The following is a 20,477-nucleotide window of genomic DNA, read 5'->3' as shown; positions in this document are numbered from 1 at the left end:
TATTTTAATTATTGTAAAATTAAAAATATGTAGATTGTAGAATTACACCAAATATGAATAATCACGTTGATGCGGGTGGTCCACCAATTGGACCGACTCAAGCGATTTTAATTTTTTTAGGTTTTGTTGGACTAATTTTTGTTCTTTCCCTAATTAAAAAAATTTGGTATCGCATTGTTTTAAAAAAACAATATTATATTATTCCTCGAACTCAAATTAAGGGTATTACCAATATCGCGATGGTCATTTCGATGTCGGTTGCGATTATTTTTACTTTAACAGTTTTATCAGCTAACTCATTAGGAGTTTTATTCCGGGTTTATGTTGGTAGCCGAATTACAATTGAAAGTATTTTGATTCGAATTGGCGGCATTTTGTTTGGTCCCTTATTAGGTCTAATCATTGGTGCTTTAACCGATTTATTAACTGTTATCTTAACTTCAGGAATTTTCCACTACGGTTATTTTGTTGCGGCGATGAGTTATGGATTTTTAGCTGGATTAGTTAAAACTTTCATGATTTATTCCCAAAATAAAAATTTTAATTTTGCAGTTATTTGTACAAGTCTAATTGGCTTTTTAATTGCTTTAACTTTAGTTGGCTTCCAATTTCTAACAAGCAACTTTCAAATTGAAAGCATTGTTAGTTTTACCTTTTTATCCCAAAACATGATGAAATGAATTTTGGTTGGTTCTTGTGTCTTTATTGTTTTTTTGATCTGGGTTTTATATCCGTTATCCAAATACAAAGTGACCAGTCGCAAAAACCAACCAAAGTTCATTAATTTAGCTAAATACGGCAAAATCAATGTTAATATGGTTGGGCACAATACCAGTGAACGTAATTGATACATGATTTTCATTGCCTCACTAACCATTAATCTGATTAGTCAAATTAGTGTTGATATTTTCTTATTACCGATCTTTGATATCACCACTTCTACTTTTCCTTATAATCAATGATTAATATTGCGTTTCTTATTAGCTTTGCCAATGCTAGTTTTCAATACCGCAATCGTGTTCTTAGTTGCTTCTACTATTTTGCCAATTATTAAATACGATTATGTTCAAGATATGATCGAAGATTTAAGAGTAGTCAATTATTCTTAAAAACTCATTAACAATAATTTTTAAGCAATAAAAAAACTCCTTTGATATCAAAGGAGTTTTTTTATTTGAAAGATTGGATATTAAAAATGCATTTTCATTATTTTTTATAAAGCTGATCTAAATTTTTTGATTTAGATAAATGTTCTTGTTCAGCAGCGGCTTGAGTCACGGCTGCTTCACGTTCTTGCTCTTCTTTCATTTTTACTTTAGCTTCGATATAACCATTGTAAAAAGAATATAAGAAGAATAAGATAATTCCCACAATAATAAAGACATCTGGAAAATTGAAAACAGCTCCACTAGCTGACATTTGTCAGTAGTCAACTACAGCATCTCGGGCAATATACATACCGTTTTCAGCAGCTGTTGAACCTTGAACAAATTGTCCAAAAACATCAGGTAAACCGCGGTCAATTACATTTGATAATCCCGCAGAAAAAATTAAGCTAAGTCCAACTGTTGCAAAAAAATTAATGTTTCTTAGTAAGGCAAGACCAGTTAAAATTACGGGTAAAATTTGTAAAACATAAACCCAAGCTGAACCAGTTAACAAGCCAAAAGAAATTCCTCGGTTAGCTAAAATAATTCAACCATTTAAACTAGGTTGAAAAGTGGCATTAATTGCATTTTGCCGTAATAAAAATGCTGCTAAAAAAATCACAGTCATAATTATTAAACTTAATGCATAATTTAGCAAGAGTTTTTTGCGATTAACAACATAAATGTTGTGTAAATACTCTTTAATTTGCACCCAAGTTTCTTGCCAAAACTCAGGAGTCATCAGTCTTTTAATTTTTTTCATCAATTTTATTTCTGATATTTTTCAGGATGTTTTTCTTGCATTAATTTTAAAAATTCATTTTTAGCTAAGTTTTTGTAATTTTGGTACAAACTTTGACATTCTTGCAATTCTTGTATTGCATATTTAACATCATGAAACTGGCCAACTTCAACTTTTTTCTTTTGTAAGTTTTTATAAGTGGCAAAAAAATCTTTGATCTCATCTAATAAATGAGGTGGAACATCAGTGATGTTTTGATAAGTACTATAACGAGGATCAACATCGATCACCGTAATTAATTTAGTATCTTTTTCCCCACCATCAATCATACTCATCGCGCCAAGAATGCGCGCAGGAACAATTGAACCAACTTGAAAAGCTTGATCAGCAATAACTAAAGCATCTAGTTCATCACCGTCTCAGTCAATTGTTCTTTCAATAAAACCATAGTTTTGAGGATAAAAACTAGCGCCATATAAAATGCGATCAACATAAAGACGCTGATCAGCGCGGTTGTATTCGTATTTGATGTTGGAATCTTTGGGAATTTCGATCACAACATTAATTGCAAATTTTTGATTCATAAAAATCCTTTCACTAAATTTTAATTATATCGGTAAACCACACATTTTTAGCTGATTTAGCCAAATTTTGCATTTTTCAATGCGAAAATCTGATTGCTTTATTAATTAATCCAGTAAAATTAGATCTATGAAGTTCAAGCAAATTAAATACATGGTACACGCTTATAAATACAATGGTTGGTTGTATCGCATTGTCGAATATCCCTATTTATTGTATGAAACACCAACCATTTTGTGTTTGTATTTACCACCTAAAAGCGTTTACTCGATTAAAAGTGAAGAAGACAGTGCTCGTAGCTTTTGTTATAACAACAGTGTGCCGCGCTTTTGATTTTTCTTTAAGAAGAAATGATTTAACATTGTCGTTCATGTTTTTGAAGACCGTCATAGCTTTTATGTCAATATTGCTTCGCCTTATATTATTGAAGAAGGCGCGATCAAATATGTTGATTTGGATTTAGACTTTCGCATTCAAAGTAATGATCATTGCAAAGTTTTAGACCAAACTGAATTAGTTGCCAACATCAAAAAATGAAAATATCCAAAACGATTAATTAATAAAATTGATGAAGCACGTCGTGAAATTTTGTATTTAATTCAAACTAAATGATTTCATAAATTATTTAATTTGCACCAACTAAAATTTGCTAACAAATTGATTTTAGAAAAATTTGCTGATGTCCCCGAATTGCGATCGGTTATTCAAAAATTAAAACCAAAACCGCCCACTAAAAAACACTTTCATAAAAAATTTAAGCCGAAGAATAAATAACAATGTATCCTTCTCGAATTGAAAAAGAATTAATTGAAATTAAAAACTATCTTGCAACGGGGGAAATTGAAATGGCCCGTGGTATGTTGGAACAATTAGAAGAAATTGCTGATTTAGACCCAACCACTTCTAAAAGATTAAATCAATTTATTCTCAGTTTTAATCAAACTTTTACTGAAGACGAAAAAAATTTCCAGCAGCTGCTTGCAGCCGCTTTTTTTGATGATATTTTTATTTCTCGTTATTTCTTTCAGTGAGTTAAACAAGCTCTGGCTAATGCAACAACCGAAATTGTCATTGATCAAAATCTTCAAACTAAAATTGCTAATTTTTTCAGTCATCCCTCCATTCATGATGTTCCTAAAGCTTTTGTTTTTGAATCCTTTTATATGGTTGGTGTCAGTTTGGATGTAAAATATTTGAATGCTCGTTTAAAAACTACTGATCAAATCAATACTCTGGAATTGCCGAACATTCCAATTTATCAGAAGAAAAAAGAACTTCAAGCTTTACTAAAAATCAAAACCCAACAAAGTCCAGTTGAAGAACAGTTATTGAATGACATGTTGATGGAAATGTATGGGTTTTGTTTCCCTAATGATTTTGCATTTGAAACAGCTGAAATTGCTGAATACACTTATGTTTATTTACAATATTTACTAAATCCTGAAACAGCTCAACAATTTGAACATCTAACTAATCACGATTTACGTAATTTTATTTTATTTGTCTTTAACGAAAAAGAGAGTCAGTGAATTGATTTTGCTGCCTTATCCAGGGTTTAATTCGACAAAAAAACCTTCTAGTTTTCATTAGCTAGAAGGTTTTTTTGATTTATTGGTTGTTGTTTCGGTTTTGATGCTGGTGGATTTTCTCAGCTTTGGACAGAATTAGTTTTTTGATTTTGTATTAAAGTTTTTTTAAAAGCCATTTCAAAATTAATCACTTCTGTGCGTCAACAACCAGGATAATTAGGTCTACTTAACCAATAACTCATTGTGCGGGATAAATGGCGATAATGAGAAGCAGTCGGAATTGGTCGTTTTTTCTGTCTTAATTCTTCAGGATGAATCCGTTTGTAAGAAAGAAGTCAATAAGAATCAACATGCATTAATTTAGTAACTTGAATTCGTTCTTTAATGTTAGTTAAAATTAAAAAATTTTGAATCACATTTAATTTCATTAAATCTGGAACACGATTTGGAAAATCAGTTACATGATGTAGGGGACAAATGCCAATTTTATCTTCGAAACAAACATAAACAGCTTTGTCAGTAATTTTAAAAATTCGTCCGCTCACAATTTTAGAAACAGGCATTTTCCCAATATTTCGTTTCAAATTATTTTTGGAATGATTTTTATTGACTGGAACAATTCGTTGTCCTGAACATGTTTTTTGTACAACTGCATTTTTTTGTTTGGAACAAGCTTTACGAAGTGGTTTGGGTTTTTTGCAACCAGGTAGATAAGTTCGATACATAAAAATTAGTAAGTATTAATATTGTTGTCAACTAATTGAAGCATAGACCTCACGTACATCTAATAAGTCTTTGCTCAGTTTATACTTTTTCCAGTTAATTTGGTCAATGAACCGGTTATGTCATTTTCGTGCCACTTGTTTTGACATTTTTAGATTCGCCTGAATCATTTCGATTTGTTGGGTATCAATGATTAAAGCTAAAAAAAGCTCCAGCTTTGCATAATTTAATTTTCAACCATACGCAGGCAAATAAAGTATTGTTGGCTGCGCGCATTCAGCATTATGACAAATAAAATGTTCTTGAGCTTGATTGTAAATAAATTCCCGGGAATGACAAGTTCGGCAAATTCTTGGTTTATGAAGATCATTTAACAGATCATCTAAAATTCTTTTAGCCTTTTTAGTTGTTGACAACCCGGGTTTATAAATTGTGAAAACCGTAGTTTTCTTTTTCTTTAGTTCGTTCATGTCATTTTTTAAAGCAAAAATTAACGAATATCTTCAATGCGAATGCGGTAAGGATTAGGAATTCCCCGCACTTCTACAATATCACCAATTTTATAACCAATAATAGCTTTAGCTAAAGGTGAATCATTAGAAATCTTATTTTGTTCAGGATTAGTATCAAATGAACCAACAATTTCATAAGTCACTTGTTTGTTCTCGGCTAAATCAAATAGAGTTACACTGTTGCCAACAGAAACTGATTGACCTTTACGTTTTTCGGTAGGTTTGTCTTGAATAATTTCATAGTGATTCAAGATTTCTTGTAATTCTTGAATTCGGGATTCGATCACTGTTTGTTGTGCTTTAGAAGCCTCATAGTCATAGTTCTCAGACAAGTCCCCCTGTTCACGGGCTAACTGAATTTCACGGATAATATTTGGTCGTTGAACCTCAACCAAATTGCGTAATTCACTTTTAATTTTCTCTAAACCTTCAACAGTTAATAGATTGATTTTCATCGAAAAATTCCTTAATTTTCAATCCTTATATTATAAAATATAAGTGTTAATCTTGGCGAATTATTAATTCATTACTTACTAGTCTTTAGCTGATTAACATTCGGGAGTGTCAAGGTTTCGACGTGATTTTTGGACATGTGAATGCAGTGGGGTTAGCCCCTTATAGCTGAAGGTCTTAATAACCGCAAATAAACAAACAAACTACGAAGAAGTGGATGTAAATCTACTGGCTTCACAAAGCTTAGCTCTAAACGTTTAACTTTTTACAAATAAAACTTATATACGTTTAACTTTTTAAGCAAAAACTGTTGGTTAGTGCATAAATAACTAACTTTTATCCCTTATGCTCTATCAAAAAGCCTGATTGAACTTTTTGGTGAACTTTTCAATCTTACTAATTATTTGACTCGTTTCAGGTTTTAATAGTTAGGAAATTCTAAATGAAACTAAACTGTAGACTTCATTTGGAAGAAAATTGCGGAAAGGGGTTCGATTCCCCTCACTTCCACCATTTTATTACTAACCACCTACTAACCACCAACTTTATAGTTGGTGGTTTTTTCTTGTTTTATGAACACTAAAGCCCTGATTAATTACTTGATATTTATTCCCTAAATTTTTTTATCAACAGCTAATTTTTGTAAATTTTGATTTAAATTCGTTATAATTGAACCCGTCTATTATCTTTTTGAATTGAGTTTTATTTTTTAGCTGATCTAAAAAATTCTTCCTTAATTCAATCCATATTCCTATTTAAAAACTTCATTTCCTGTTTTTTATTAAAGACAGGTCTTTTTTGCGTTGAAGTTTTTAATTAATTGTTTACGATAAAACATTACATTTGGTTTTCATCTGCTCCTTTTTTGGCATTGAAATCATTAACGTTCATTAATAATAAGCGGCAAAATCAAATGTCTATTTTTATCTTTTTATTTAGAAAAATACTTTTTTAATCCTACATATGAAATTTAAAAAAAAGAAGTACTCTTTAATTAAGGGTTCACTACTATTGTTACCGCTTGCTAATCTAGCATTAGCTGCTTGTGGTCAGGTACAAAATTATAAAATTTTGTCTAACTATAATGGTCAAGCCGACTTATTATTATCTTTACAAGTAACTCCTGATTATTATCCTTACCAATATCGAGAAAACAAACTGCGTGAATATATTACTAACCCAGCTAAATTTGTATTAACAAATGACAATACTAGTCAAGTTAAACAAGCTTTTAAAACTAAAGTTAATAATCGCTTTAAAAATTTATTAGAAAAAGCTGAACACGGTCCAAGTTTATGGAATAATGCAATTTACACTGAAGGTGTTGTTACCAGAAACGATCAGTTTTGAACTAATAAAGCCGCTGAATTAATGTTTATGGAACGCTTTGTTCTTGATGACTACAAAACAGTTGCTGCGGCAAGAAACATTTTGCCAAGTTTCGAAAGTTTAATTCAAACTAATTTCCGAGCCAGCCGTGATCCATATACTACTTTTGGACCTAAAGTATATGAATATACTAGTGAAAAACCTTCTGAAGCTACAGCTGGAACTACTGAAGCAAAATTAGCCAATGGTTTAAATCAGTATGCTACCGATTTTCCTAACACAGAAACTCCTGATGCATTGTATCGTTACAACTCCTACATGAATTTCTGAGACGAAAATATTGCAACTAATGCTGAACGTTTAAATTTAGCTGGTTTCAATCACTGAGTTAAAAATCAACCTAATACTCCTCAAGTTCCAATCTTTTTCCCAGGTAATGAAGATGCTGATAAAAAAATTGGTCAACTTTATCAAAAAGTAATCTTGAATCAAGATGAAGTAAAAAAAATTGAAAGTTTTAGCGGTCAAACTAATTGGAAAATCAATTATGACTCTTTAAATCCTAAAACCACTAATACAACCACTGTTCCCCAAATTGCTAAAAAAGTATTACATCACCACCCAGCATTTGAACAACAAGCAACTCCAGGATCATCTCCGGCTGCTGAAGGTAGCCAACGTGACACAATGGTTTACTTATTTCAATTAGCATCTGGTTTGGATAAATACACTAAAACTGCTGCTTTTGAAAAAAACTTCAAAGAAGACATTCGTTATGAATTCATGAAAAGTGCATTGGCTAATGTTTCTTTAATTTCTGCTAATTTACGAGAACGCTTAGCAGCCATTCGCGAATACTTCAAAAAAATTAATGTAGTTGATACAAATTATGATCCAGATAATAACAACTACACCAACACTAATTCTAAAGTTTTAAGTTTAGTAACTTTCCCGCCATCAACTGGTGGTAGTGGAAATGCTACAATTCAAACTATTTCCAAATTTGGCTTTATCTACCATGATATTGGTTTAAAGCAACCTTTACCAATTGATGCTACTCAAACTAGCACAACTAATCAATTAAATTTAGACTACAATGCCCAAAATGGTGTTCGATACGCTGGACAAAACCAAAGTTTACCAGAGGATGACCGTGGTGCTGAATTATTTAATATTGATGATAATGGTTGATGATGAAACTTAGGTAAAGGAATAGACGATACCACTAATTTACAAAGTTTTAACAAAACTAGTGATACTGTAATTATTACTGCAGTAAATCAAGACTGAAGTACTTTGATTGGACAAGCAACATCTGGGTCTACTCCTTATGTCAAAAGTTTAGCAAGCCTTTCTAAAACTTATAATGTGAGTGATGAACTTAACAGAATTAATTCTGATGAATATTCAGTTCATCATGTCGAATATGGTCTATGAAACGAAGGTTTACGTTCACCATTTTCAGTTAACATGGTTTTAGATCAACTAGTTAACATTTATCAAAAACAATTTGATAAAGATTTCAAAACTGAAGCAAAAGATTTATATGCTAAAGCAATGGATTGAGGAAGTTATTGAACCGACTATTTTGTAGATGGAAAATCTTACCATCCAGTTGATTTAACTAAAACTTGAGTTCCTTTAACAACCCAACCAAAAACCACTTCAACACCAGCTGCAACAACAACCAAATAATTAATTTTTTCTAAAAATTTTTTTATCACTGTTTGTAAAAAAAGAATCTCTTTTTATATCAAATTTTTAAACTTACTTCTAACATTTTTTGTTAGGAGTAAGTTTTTTATTTTTATTAATCTTAAAAAATCATGATATAAAAGGGTTAGATGAGGTTTAATTTTATCTCCTTCTTAATTTTTACAAGCAAGTAAAGAACCATAATTTAGTTCATTAATAAATTTATTTACAAATTTTAGAATACTTGTATAATAGTGAAGTTAACCAACTAGGTTGCTTCTTTTCACAAAATATCATTGGTCATTTTATTGTCAATCAATAAAACCAATTCATAATCAGAACCCGCACCATTGTTAATGCAAATGCTTTAACAATGATTGAAAGGAGTCTTTATGACTACTAATCAAAAGGTTTCACAACACCAAAAAAAACTAAATAAATATCGCTTAGTAAGACGAAGATTAGCTTTTTTGGGATTTCATTTTTTAACCATTCCTGCAATCGCTGCTTGTGTGAATCCAACTCAAACTATTAGCCAAATTTCCCAGCCGCTTGAACAAGCGACAATGACTAATAATTATAAGATCGCCAGACATACTGAAAATTATTCTAAGCCGCCCAAATCCGAATTACCAGTAAGCATTGATACTAAATACTCCAGTTTGACTCCATCTGAAAGTAATTCCGATTCTTGGCAATATGCCATTGATCCAGCATTAATTCCTCAAGGTCGAGCTTATCGTCAGCGCATTGCTGCTTTAACTGAAAAAGACATTCGCGATGATATTCATGATTCTTTATTAGAGGTCATGGAAAATAATCGAAATATTTTTATCGACTTTGAAACACTAAAACTCAATTTCTTATTAACCAAACAAAGTTCAGTCACTACTTTTATTAATTCATTCTTATTAGAATTTAATATTACCAACAATGCTTTTGTACCGTTTGATTTATTTGGTTCAATCAGCATTGCCCCCCAGTCAACTGTTGCCTTAACTATTAGTTTATTTGAAGGAGTAATTACTCCTGATTATAGTGTGACAAGTAATGGTAATGGTCTGCCTAACTCTTATGCAGCTTCATGATCAATTGCTGCTAAATCCTATAATTTTGTAGTGACCATGGAAGCCATTGCGGGAATCACTGCTGGTAATAAAATTAATTACAATCCTAAACAAATTAATTTTATTACTTCACGTAGTTATGCCATTAATACCTTCTATCTGGGTTTTAGTTCTGGAGCAAATTACGAATTTTTACGTCAAAAAGTTGGTCGTACCCTTTTTGAAATGAAACCAAGTGATTATAAAAAAGATGTAAATGATTGGTTTACTCAATACTTCCGATTACAAGCTAGTTTAGGATTTCAAGATGTTGAAAAAATCATGAGATTTTTAATTACCCCTTCTGTGGGAGATAACACTGGTAAATTACAATCACCATTACACATCTTTTTAACTGATAAAGTAAAACGTGATGAAATCTTAGATTCAACGTTACACAATCAATTAATCCGTCGCATTTTAGATGCCATTTTAGACACTCATGATGGCAAACGTACTTTACCATCGACTGAATCTGTTTCTGCTTGAATTCAACAAATTTTGGATTTAAATTTATCCGATTATTTCGATAAAAATTTACGAATTGAAGTACAGTGAATTCATGATCCTCAACTATTCATTTCTGATTTAGAAAACCCGCAAATCTCTTACGAATTTAAGGTTAAGGTTACTTTCTTAAAAGATTTAATGATTAATTTTGTTGGTAGTCATCAATTCAATGGTCAGAATCAAAGTTTTGATTTAAATAAATTATTTGATTTTTCTGCAATCATTAAATCTTTAAGTCAAGGTGAAGAATCCACTAATTCCAACACCAATTTATTTTTAACGAATTTTGCTAATTTCTTAATGTTTAACACAATTGGTGTGAAAGCTAATGAGTCTGTTTCTCTAACTTTTAAATCATTGCATTCTCCTTTAGACTTATCAATCAATTCAACTCTTGATGTTCGTAAAGCCCAAAATGTTAATTTAGGTTGACAAGCCTCAGATTCATCAATGACAATTGATCTGTCTCAAATACCAACATTTTGAGAAAAAATTTATCATAAAATGAATCAGATCAACCATAGCGGTACTAACCAAGGCGCAAATGCTGCAGTTGGTGCACAATATGTTTTAGGAAAACTACACGATCGGTTTGATAAAGGTGATTCTTCAGCTTTATTCGAAATTTTAAGTTACTTATTTGTTCACGATAGTGATCGGTCTAAAGTAAACCAACCCAATCATCCCGCTCGACCTGTAGAAGTATTATTTAAAAATTTAGTTGAAAAACAATTTTTAATTAAATCTGTACCAATGGTTGTCAACTTATCCCGGGCTTTTTATCATTTACCTGATACTTTTAATAATCAACCATTATGAAATCCAGTAGCTGATAAGCTTGAAACTTTTGTTAATAATCCACATTTATCCCAAAGAGCATTAATTCCAACCCTTTCATATAACATTGAAGAAAAAGTTGGTGATCTTCAAGAAGATCAATACAAAAACCAAAACAACTTCAATCTGTTATGAAAAAACCCAGAATTTTTCGATATCACTAATGCTTTCTTATATTATGGGATTTCAGCCCAAACAAGTGTTTATAAATACGAAGCCGCTAATGCCCAAATTGACGCACTGTTAGAGGGTGTAAAAACCAATGATGAACTTTATAGTTTAGAGCCACAAATTCGTCAAATCGTTAAAGATAACTTCATTAATAATAGTGGCAAAGAATTTAATCCTGAAGTATCGATTGTAAAAATTACTTTGGGCGAAGCTGTCCGCTCAGTCTTTCGCATGCCTGTAAAAGCTAGTGTGCAAGAATTAGCAAAAATTGCTATTTTCTTTGGTAAAACCGAATACAACATTGCTGCGTTAGCTGATGATTTGGTGCAATTAGACCCCCATGTTGTTTTAATTAATATGAAAGTACCTAACTTTTTCTTAAGCGAAAATAATAGTGGTGTTTATGGTGACTGGGCTTCAAATATAACTACTAAATTTGTTGCCCCAATTATTGATGCTTCTAAAATTAAAATTTAAGCAAATAAAAACAGCTTAGTTAAAGGCTGTTTTTTTATTTGTAGTTTTCCCTCTTTAGAGCATAGGATTTTATTTAAATGAAAAAATGATACTTGGTCTTTATAATCTAAATTATCTTCTACATTTAATGAAATGTGAAAAACAATATTAAAAAGAAAATTCATTTCCATGAAAAAAATTAACCTTTTTAAAACTAGCCAATTATGATTAACTAGTTTAGGTTTAGGCTTTATAAGTAGTCTTATTTTATCTGCTTGTGCTACACAAACACCCACTCAGAAATCTGAGAATAATACTGAATCCTCTCAACCTAATTCTGCTTCTAAATCTAAGTCCAGTCCTGATACAAATACAGATTCTAAAAATGATAAGAATTATCAATCCGATCAATCTAATAATAAAACAGATCCCAAATCTGATACTAAAGCTCCTTTTTTCCCAAAAGCTACTAAAGAACAAATTACCAAAACAGAAACTCTGGTCAACAGTAAAGAATTTCAACATTTATTAGAATATGAAAATCGTGGCAATAGAGATCGAATTTTTTCCTTCTTCTTTGATACTTTAAGTTTGCAAGATATCTTCAATGCCGATGATACAATTCAAAATGTACTCCCATATTTCAATATTCAAAAACCCAAGTTTAATTTCCCCATTTTAGTTAAACATACTGAATCAACAAAAATAACTACAATTTCATCGTTAATAGATCAACTAAAATCTAAAATTAATAGTGTTTTTACAAAAGAAGAAAATAGAGTTCAAAAATCCAGTTTTCAATCTTATTTTGAAGAATTAAACACAAATATTCAGAATTTAATTCAAAAAATCACTAATTTTGTTAACGATGGTTCAAAAGAAGATTTACGAAACAAACAGGATAAATTTATTTCTAATATTCACAAATATTTAACTATTACACCCGAAGCTTCAGAAAAATCACTAATTCAGGTTTTACAGGATCAAGAAAACTATTTAAATCAAGTAAGGTTACTTGCTGATAAACTACTTTTTATTGAAAAAAGTATTATTGATCTTCAGGTAACATTAAAAAAAATAAAAGATTTTCAAACTAACAATAATGATCTTTTCACTAACAATAGTGAAGATAATGGCTTTATAAATGACTTGCAAAATTTTCTAAATACTTTAGAAAATCAAGTATTACTTTTAAATAACAAAACACAAACCCATGTAGATAATGATGTAATTTATTTTGGCAATTCTTTACTTGAAAGAATTCAAAAAATTTTGCATGATTATAAAAAAATTACAAACGAATTACAAGAAACTGTTCAAATAATCACCTTTAATAAAAATTTATTAATTAATAATTCAGAAGCAATTAACTTATTAGCACTAAATATTGATACAATCCTTGATAGTGATGTAGTTAGTTTGAAAAAAGTTAATAGTGATCAAAATAATAAAAAACTTTATGATATTTTGACAACTACAACTCAATCCCAAAATAGTTTCCAAATCATTACAGAAGCAATTAAAAAACTTGCAGATGCTGATAAACAAAACAAATTAGAAAATGAATTACATGAATTTAAGAATAAGTGAGAAAAGTTTAAAAAAATACTTTGAGAAGTAGATAACAAACAAAAAACTACTTATCCATTTGTAAATTTAGCAAAACAATTAGATGAAGCAATTGAACAATCCTCAACTTATCGGGATGTATTAAAAGTATCTGCATTAATTAATGAAATTAGAAGTCGATATTTTCAAATCACAAATTTTGTGAGTACAAAAGAGAATTCTTTTGCAAATTTTGATGGTACTGATTATTTTAGTATTCCATCAGAGAATCCTAAACCAGAAGATGTAACAACAATCCCTGAATTTAAAACTTTCATGGAAAAATTAGATGCATTAATTAAACAAGAAGGCAGTCAAACTCAAACAAGCGATAGTTTCTCATTTACTAAACTCAAAACCGAATTAGTGAAACTACAAAATGATGGATGAGAGTTTAAAACTGATAATTTCACTTCCTTATCAGAAGTGGTTATATCTATTAACAAACTTTCAAAGTATAATCTTCTAATGCAGAAAAATAAATTGAACCTTGAATTAGCCAAAAAATTTAATTACGGAAAACAATAATTAAAAAAACAAACCAATTCAAAATTGGTTTGTTTTTTTAATCTACTAGCAGCTAAATTCTTAATAAGAAAAAATAATATTACATCTTTATAATTAAAATTAATTTCTGATTTTAATTCGATGTTAGAAAAATTAAAAAGAAAATTCATTTCAATGAAAAAATTTAACTTTTTTAAATCTAGTCAGCTTTGATTGACTAGTTTCATTTTCAGTTTTATAACTAGTTTTGTTTTATCAGCTTGTGCTGAACAAATACAAAATCAAAAATCTAATAACCAAACTGAATCTCCACAATTTAATTCTAAATCTGATTCAAATAATAATTCCCAAACTAATAATAGCAATCAAGCAAATAATAGCCAAACAAATTCTCGTCCAGAAGCTAATTCAAATTCTGGGAATGATGCTGAAACTAACAACAATACCCAAGCAGACCAACCTAATATTCCCAAAAAAAATGAAAAATCTGATAATACAAAACCCCAGACTCCAAGAGCTAGTGCAGAACAAATAGCAACAACAAAACTTTTAGTTAATAGCAAAGAATTTCAACATTTATTAGAATACGAAAACCGCGAAAATAAAAATCTAATTTATACTTATTATTTTAATTTTCTAAATTTAGTGGAAGTTTTTAATAACGATAGAATAATTGAAAAAATATTGCCTTATTTAAATATTCAAAAACCTGAACTTAATTGGGGTTCTTTTGTTAGAAAACAAGCAAACAAAATTATAACTACAACAACTCCAATTTCATCTTTAATAACGCAGCTAAAATCTAAAATTGATAATGTTTTTTCAAAACAAGAAAATGAAAATCAAAGAACCGGTTTTCAATCACTTTTTCAAAAATTAATCACAAACATTGAAAACTTAACCCAAAACATTAATGATTTTATAAGTGATAATTCAGATAGTGTTTTTGAAAAAACTAAAAATGATTTTATTATGAGTGTTCATAAATATTTAAATACTGAATCTCAGAATCTACAAGAAGTATTAGGTCAAATTTTACAAGAAGAACAAAATTATTTCAATCAGATAAAATTGCTTGCTGATAAATTATCTGCTATTGAAAAAAATATTATGAATCTTAAATCTTTATTAAAAGAGATTAATGCCTTTAAATCAGCTAATAATAATCTTTTTGTTAATAATGAAACTGATAAAGATTTTACAAACGATTTACAAAGTCTTTTAAACACTTTAGAACAACAAGTTTTACTTTCATCTAATAATTCAGCACCTAATACTAATACTTCTGATAATTCTTTACTTGATAGAGTTCAAATGATTTTAAGTGACTATAAGAAATTTAAAAGTGAATTGCATAAAATTCTTCAAGTAATAGTTTTCAATAAGAATTTATTAACTAATAATTCAGAGGCAATTAATTTATTAGCATTAAATATTAATACAACTTTTAATAACGATGTAAATAATTTGAAAGAAGTAGATAAAGAAAAAAATCTCTACAATACTTTAACAATTAAAAATGAGTCTGAGCCTAGTTTTCAAACTATTTTTGAAGAAATCAAAAAAATTTCAGATGCTGATAATCAACACCAATTAGATACAAAATTAGATGAATTTAAATCTAGATGAGAATCATTTAAAAAATTAATTTGAGAAAACAATCATCAAACAAAAACCATTTATCCTTTTATAAATCTAGCTAAAAAATTGAGTGATGAAATTAACAAAGCATCTACTTATCAAAATGTATTAACAATATCTGCAATCATTAATGAAATCAGAAATTTCTATTCTAAAATTACTCACTTTGTAAGCACTAAAGAAAATGTTTTTGCAGAACGTGAAGATACAGATTTTTTTAATGAATTATTTCAAAGAGAGACTCCTTTAGTCAATGAAGAAGCAATGTCAGAGTTGAAAACTTTCATGCAAAAATTAGATGAATTAATAAAAAAAGAAAAAACTGAGACTCCAACAAATGCTAATTTTTCTTTTACCAAACTAAAAAATGAATTAGAAAAATTACAAGATGATGATTGAGAATTTAGGGACAACAGCCTTAATCCCTCATCAAAAATATCTACGTTTATTTTAAAGTTAACAAATTTAAATCTTTTCACTCAGAAAAATAAATTACATTCTGAATTAGCCGAAAAATTTCATTTTGGAAGAAAATAAATTAAAAACAAACCAATCATTGATTGATTGGTTTGTTTTTAAGATTTTTTAATATTGAAACTTTCTTAATATCGAAAATACTACTTACCAGTATAATTAAAATTAGTTTCTACATTTTATGCAATGTGAAAAATTAAAAGAAAAAATATTTAATGAAAAAAAATAGACTTTTTAAATTTAGTAAACTTTGACTATGTATTTTAAGTTTTGGGTTAATAAGTAATTTTGTATTATCAGCCTGTTCACAACAAGTTCAGTCGCAAAAATATGATAACAAATCTGAAACCAATTCCAAATTAAGCAATGATTCAGGACACAACAAAAATTCTTCAATTGATTATTCAAATAATAATAAAAATAATCCAAAGTCTCAATCTAATCTAGATTCAAATAAACAGTCCCAAATTGATGATAACTTTCCGTCCGATCACCCCAGTGATAATCAATCAGATTCATATAATGAATCTGATTTAAAATCCAAAATCAATAATAGCCCTCAAAAAAATAATTTTAATAGTGCTAAAACAGATTCAAAATCTGATAAAAAAAATACTATTGCAAGAGCCAGCCACAAACAAATTGAAGAAATAGAAGTTTTAGTTAAAAATAAAGAATTTCAGCATTTGTTAGAGTATGAAAACCGTACAAATAGAGATCGAATTTTTTACAATTTGTTTGATAATTTGAGTTTATCGTTTTCTTTCAAGAATAACCGTGTAGTAGAAAAAACATTATCTTCCTTAAATATTGACAAACAAAAAAATCGGCATAAGTTTTTTAGCAGACAATCAAAATCCACACCAGTAATTAAAATTCCAAATTTATTAGAACAATTAAAATCTGGAATTGGTGGAATTTTTACAAAAACTGAAAATAAAAACCAAAGAACTAATTTTGAAACTATTTTTAATAAACTAATTACAAATACTGAGGATTTAATTACAAAAATCAATGGAATTCTAGATGATAATTCACAAGATAATCTTCAAAGAAATCAAAATGATTTTATTTCAAGTATTCAAAAATATTTAACAGCACCCCCTCAAGATTTAGAACAAGTATTAGGAGAAGTTTTAAAAAATCAGGAAACTTATTTTGAAAACCTAAATTTATTAGCTAACAAAATAATTATTATTAAAGAAAGTATCATTCGCCTTGAATCAGCACTAAAAGAAATAAAAAATTTTAAAAATATTAATAGCAGTTTATTTAGCCACAATGATGACAATGAAAATTTTTTGAATAATTTTCAAAATTTTTTAGATGCTTTGGAAAATCAAGTTTTATTTCTAATCAACAGAAATAAAAATGACTCTGATCCCGATAAATTAAAGTCAGATAGTTCTTTACTTGGCGAAATTCAGCAAATTTTAGAACAATATGAAATAATAAAGAATGAATTATCTAAAACTGTTCAATTAATTGTTTTCAATAAAAATTTATTGATTAACGATGCAGAGGCAATTAATTTATTAGCATTAAATTCCAACAAAATATTGAATAATGATATTAATGCTTTAAAAATAGCCGATAAAAACCAAGACAATAAAAGTATTTATGATGTTTTAACAAACGTAGATCAAAATCAAACAAGTATTAAAACTGTTTTAGAGAAAATTCAAAAAATTTCTGATGCTGATACAAATCACAAATTAACCACAGAATTAGGTGATTTTCAAATAAAATGAAAAACCTTTAAAAAACTAATTTGGGAAACAAGAAACGAACAAGAAACTATTTTTCCTTTCATAGAATTAGCTAAAGAATTGGATAATCAAATTTTAAAAGCATCTAGTTATCAAGACGTTCTAAAAATATCTGCAATAATTAACGAAATTAGCAATATTTATTCTAAAATCACTAATTTTGTAAGTCAAAATAAAGATAATTTTTTAGGATTTGAAGATGTTGATTATTTTAGTATTTCTTGAGATGATTCCATTTCAGAAATTGAAGAAGAAACTTCAGAAATTAATATCTTCATGCAAAAGTTGGATACACTAATTAAGCAAGAAAAAAATGACACTCCAACAAACAATGATTTCTCTTTTGCTAAGTTAAAGACTGAATTGGAAAAATTGCAAAATGATGATTTAGAATTAAGAAATGGTAATGCTAATTTTCTATCAAAAGTATCTGAAATTCTTGCAAAATTATTAGATTTAAATGTTTTAACTGAGAAAAATAAATTAACATTAGAATTGGCTGAAAAATTCAATTACGGAAGAGCATAGATTAAAACTAACCAACTTAGTTGGTTTGTTTTTTTTGTTATTTTTCCATAGTTAAATTCTTAATGTCAGAAAAAAATTCATCATTATAATTAGATTTAATTCTTATATTTTCGAAAATATAAGAAAGCAAGTTTAAAAGAAAATTTATTTAATGAAAAAAATCAATCTTTTTAAATCAAGCAAACTACAATTTGCTGGTTTAAACTTTGGGTTTGTGAGTAGTGTCTTATTGTCAGCTTGTGCTGCACAAACACAAATTCAAAAACCTAGTGATGATTCTGAATCTAATCATTCTGAATCAAATAACAACATCAAAAATGATAACAACTCCCAATCAGACGATGCCCAAACAAACTCTAAATCTGATTCTAAAACTCCAAGAATTCCAAGAGCTAATCAAGAACAAATTTCAAGAGCACAAGCTTTAGTTCATAATGAAGATTTTCAGAACTTATTGGAATATGAAAATCGTTCAAGCAGAGATCAAATTTTTAACTCTTTTTTTGATATTTTAGATCTAGCAGCTTCTTTTAAGAATAATGAAACAGTTAATAAGGCATTGCCATATTTAAACATTCAAAAATCAACATCTCTACCCCAATATATTTCCAGACAGTCCCAAGAAGTTTCCCCAACTAATTTACCAAATTTAATACAACAACTAAAAAGTGAAATAAATAATTTCGGAACTCAAGAAAAAGATAATTTTGAATCCATTTTCAATCAGTTGATAGATAAATCTGAAAATTTAGTTAAACAGATTACTGATCTTATTCGTGATAAATCAGAACATAATCTGAAAACAACAAGTGATAGTTTTATTTTGGCAATTCATAAATATTTAATAGCTCAACCTAATGATTTAGAACAAATTTTGAGTGAAATTTTAAGTGGGCAAGATAGTTATTTTAAAAAATTAAAGATTCTTGCAGATAAAATTGAAATTATTGAAACAACCATTATTAATTTAGAATCATGATTAAAAGAAGCAAAAAATTTTATAACTAATCATTCCAGTCTTTTCACCAATAGTAATGGCTTTTCTAAAAATTTTAAAAATTTCCTAGATATTTTAGAACAACAAGTTTTATTTTTGAAAGACAGAACACAAAACAACAAAGATCCCAATTCCATCGATCTTGATTCTTCTTTACTTGGTGAAATTCAAAAAATTTTATTTGAATACAAAGAAATTAGTTTGCAGTTAAATAAGACTGTTAAAACAATTGTTTTTAATAAAAATCTACTAGTAAATAATTCAGAGGCCATCAATTTATTAGCATTAAATCTTGATGTGATGCTTCCAGAAGATATTGCAATTTTGAAAAATATTGAAAAGAGTGAAATTAGTGACAACATCTACAATCTCTTAACTACAGATAATCAAACTGATACCAATGTTAAAAGTACTTTAGAAGAAATTAAAAAAATTTCTGACAACGATACTGAAAATAAATTATCTACAGAATTAGCTGAATTCAAAGATAAATGAGAAAAATTTAAAAAATTTATCTGAATTGAAAATAGTAATAAAGAAATTATTTATCCTTTTTTAAATTTAGCAAGGGAATTAGATGCTCTAATTTTAAATTCATCTAACTACCAAGATATTTTGAAAATATCTGCAAAAATTAATGAATTTAGCCATTTTTATTTTAAGATTATTACCTTTGTGAGCTCTGATCGGAATATTTTTTTAGCATTTGAAGATTCTGATGATTTTGATATTTCTGAAGATTCGTTATTTAGGCCCGAATCAGTTGATCCAGATATAGCAAGAACTCCAAATATTGAAACTTTCATACAAAAATTAGATGAACTAATTAAAAAGGAAAATACTCAAACTCACTCAAATGAAAATTTTTCTTTTAATAAGTTGAAAACAGAACTAGAAAAATTACAGACCAATAATTCGAGAACAAATTCTGCTAATCCTAAACTTTCACAAAAGATATTCACAATTATTGGAAGCTTATCAAGATCCAATCTTTTGTCACAAAAAGATAAATTAACTTTTGAATTAGCCGAACAATTTAATTATGGCAAATAAAAAATTAAATCAAGTCGTTAAACAATTGACTTGATTTTTTGTATTTCATTTAAAAATAAATTTTTAAATAATTAAAAAGTTTAATTAGATCTAATTAAATTAAATTT

Annotated in this window: 14 protein-coding genes and 1 other RNA gene; 10 read left to right on the top strand and 5 right to left on the bottom strand. The window is 28.4% G+C overall.

What is annotated here, in order from left to right:
- Window positions 1-53 precede the first annotated feature (53 nt).
- Window positions 54-1,109: an ECF transporter S component gene (locus tag NPA10_RS00735; RefSeq protein WP_256547634.1), complete on the top strand. Its 1,056-nt coding sequence runs from the start codon at window positions 54-56 to the stop codon at window positions 1,107-1,109.
- Window positions 1,110-1,206: 97 nt separating this feature from the next.
- Here NPA10_RS00735 and NPA10_RS00730 read toward each other — a convergent pair whose 3' ends face one another.
- Together NPA10_RS00730 and NPA10_RS00725 are read right to left on the bottom strand one after the other, a co-directional pair.
- A complete protein-coding gene (locus NPA10_RS00730; RefSeq protein WP_256547633.1) occupies window positions 1,207-1,911 on the bottom strand; it encodes a signal peptidase II in 705 nt (234 codons plus the stop codon).
- A 5-nt stretch (window positions 1,912-1,916) separates the two neighbouring features.
- Window positions 1,917-2,474 (bottom strand): inorganic diphosphatase, encoded by a 558-nt coding sequence (locus NPA10_RS00725; RefSeq protein WP_256547632.1) that lies wholly within the window; start codon window positions 2,472-2,474, stop codon window positions 1,917-1,919.
- Between the two features lie 127 nt (window positions 2,475-2,601).
- Between NPA10_RS00725 and NPA10_RS00720 the strand changes: the two genes are divergently transcribed.
- Together NPA10_RS00720 and NPA10_RS00715 are read left to right on the top strand one after the other, a co-directional pair.
- Window positions 2,602-3,246, top strand: a complete 645-nt coding sequence (locus tag NPA10_RS00720) for a DUF402 domain-containing protein (RefSeq protein WP_256547631.1) — start codon at window positions 2,602-2,604, stop codon at window positions 3,244-3,246.
- 2 nt (window positions 3,247-3,248) lie between these two features.
- Window positions 3,249-4,031: a DUF3196 family protein gene (locus tag NPA10_RS00715; RefSeq protein WP_256547630.1), complete on the top strand. Its 783-nt coding sequence runs from the start codon at window positions 3,249-3,251 to the stop codon at window positions 4,029-4,031.
- 17 nt (window positions 4,032-4,048) lie between these two features.
- On the opposite strand, the gene NPA10_RS00710 is transcribed toward NPA10_RS00715, so the two are convergent.
- From NPA10_RS00710 to greA, 3 genes are read right to left on the bottom strand one after another with little or no spacing between them, the layout of a single operon-like run.
- The gene (locus NPA10_RS00710) at window positions 4,049-4,726 is read right to left on the bottom strand and encodes a hypothetical protein (protein ID WP_256547629.1); all 678 of its coding nucleotides are present in this window, start codon (window positions 4,724-4,726) and stop codon (window positions 4,049-4,051) included.
- 15 nt (window positions 4,727-4,741) lie between these two features.
- On the bottom strand, window positions 4,742-5,194 hold the full coding sequence (locus tag NPA10_RS00705) for a hypothetical protein (RefSeq protein ID WP_256547628.1): 453 nt from the start codon (window positions 5,192-5,194) through the stop codon (window positions 4,742-4,744).
- 20 nt (window positions 5,195-5,214) lie between these two features.
- A complete protein-coding gene (greA, locus tag NPA10_RS00700; RefSeq protein ID WP_256547627.1) occupies window positions 5,215-5,691 on the bottom strand; it encodes a transcription elongation factor GreA in 477 nt (158 codons plus the stop codon).
- 102 nt (window positions 5,692-5,793) lie between these two features.
- Here greA and ssrA point away from each other — a divergent pair.
- The 7 genes from ssrA (at window position 5,794) to NPA10_RS00665 (ending at window position 20,370) form a co-directional block, all read left to right on the top strand.
- Window positions 5,794-6,202: a transfer-messenger RNA gene (gene ssrA / locus NPA10_RS00695) on the top strand.
- A 450-nt stretch (window positions 6,203-6,652) separates the two neighbouring features.
- Complete coding sequence (locus NPA10_RS00690; RefSeq protein WP_256547626.1) at window positions 6,653-8,713, top strand: iron ABC transporter substrate-binding protein; 2,061 nt, start codon at window positions 6,653-6,655, stop codon at window positions 8,711-8,713.
- Between the two features lie 392 nt (window positions 8,714-9,105).
- Window positions 9,106-11,814, top strand: a complete 2,709-nt coding sequence (locus NPA10_RS00685) for a hypothetical protein (RefSeq protein ID WP_256547625.1) — start codon at window positions 9,106-9,108, stop codon at window positions 11,812-11,814.
- Between the two features lie 168 nt (window positions 11,815-11,982).
- Complete coding sequence (locus tag NPA10_RS00680) at window positions 11,983-13,929, top strand: hypothetical protein (RefSeq protein WP_256547624.1); 1,947 nt, start codon at window positions 11,983-11,985, stop codon at window positions 13,927-13,929.
- A 153-nt stretch (window positions 13,930-14,082) separates the two neighbouring features.
- Entirely contained in the window at window positions 14,083-16,086 is a 2,004-nt protein-coding gene (locus NPA10_RS00675) for a hypothetical protein (protein WP_256547623.1), read from the top strand.
- A 152-nt stretch (window positions 16,087-16,238) separates the two neighbouring features.
- On the top strand, window positions 16,239-18,320 hold the full coding sequence (locus tag NPA10_RS00670) for a hypothetical protein (protein ID WP_256547622.1): 2,082 nt from the start codon (window positions 16,239-16,241) through the stop codon (window positions 18,318-18,320).
- A gap of 151 nt (window positions 18,321-18,471) precedes the next feature.
- The gene (locus NPA10_RS00665; RefSeq protein WP_256547621.1) at window positions 18,472-20,370 is read left to right on the top strand and encodes a hypothetical protein; all 1,899 of its coding nucleotides are present in this window, start codon (window positions 18,472-18,474) and stop codon (window positions 20,368-20,370) included.
- The last annotated feature ends 107 nt before the right edge of the window (window positions 20,371-20,477 follow it).

Source organism: Mycoplasmoides fastidiosum, from assembly GCF_024498275.1.
GTDB classification, from domain to species: Bacteria; Bacillota_I; Bacilli_A; order Mycoplasmatales; family Mycoplasmoidaceae; genus Mycoplasma_N; species Mycoplasma_N fastidiosum.
Note: the sequence above shows the minus strand (reverse complement) of the source record. Positions and strands in the feature narration are given on the sequence as shown.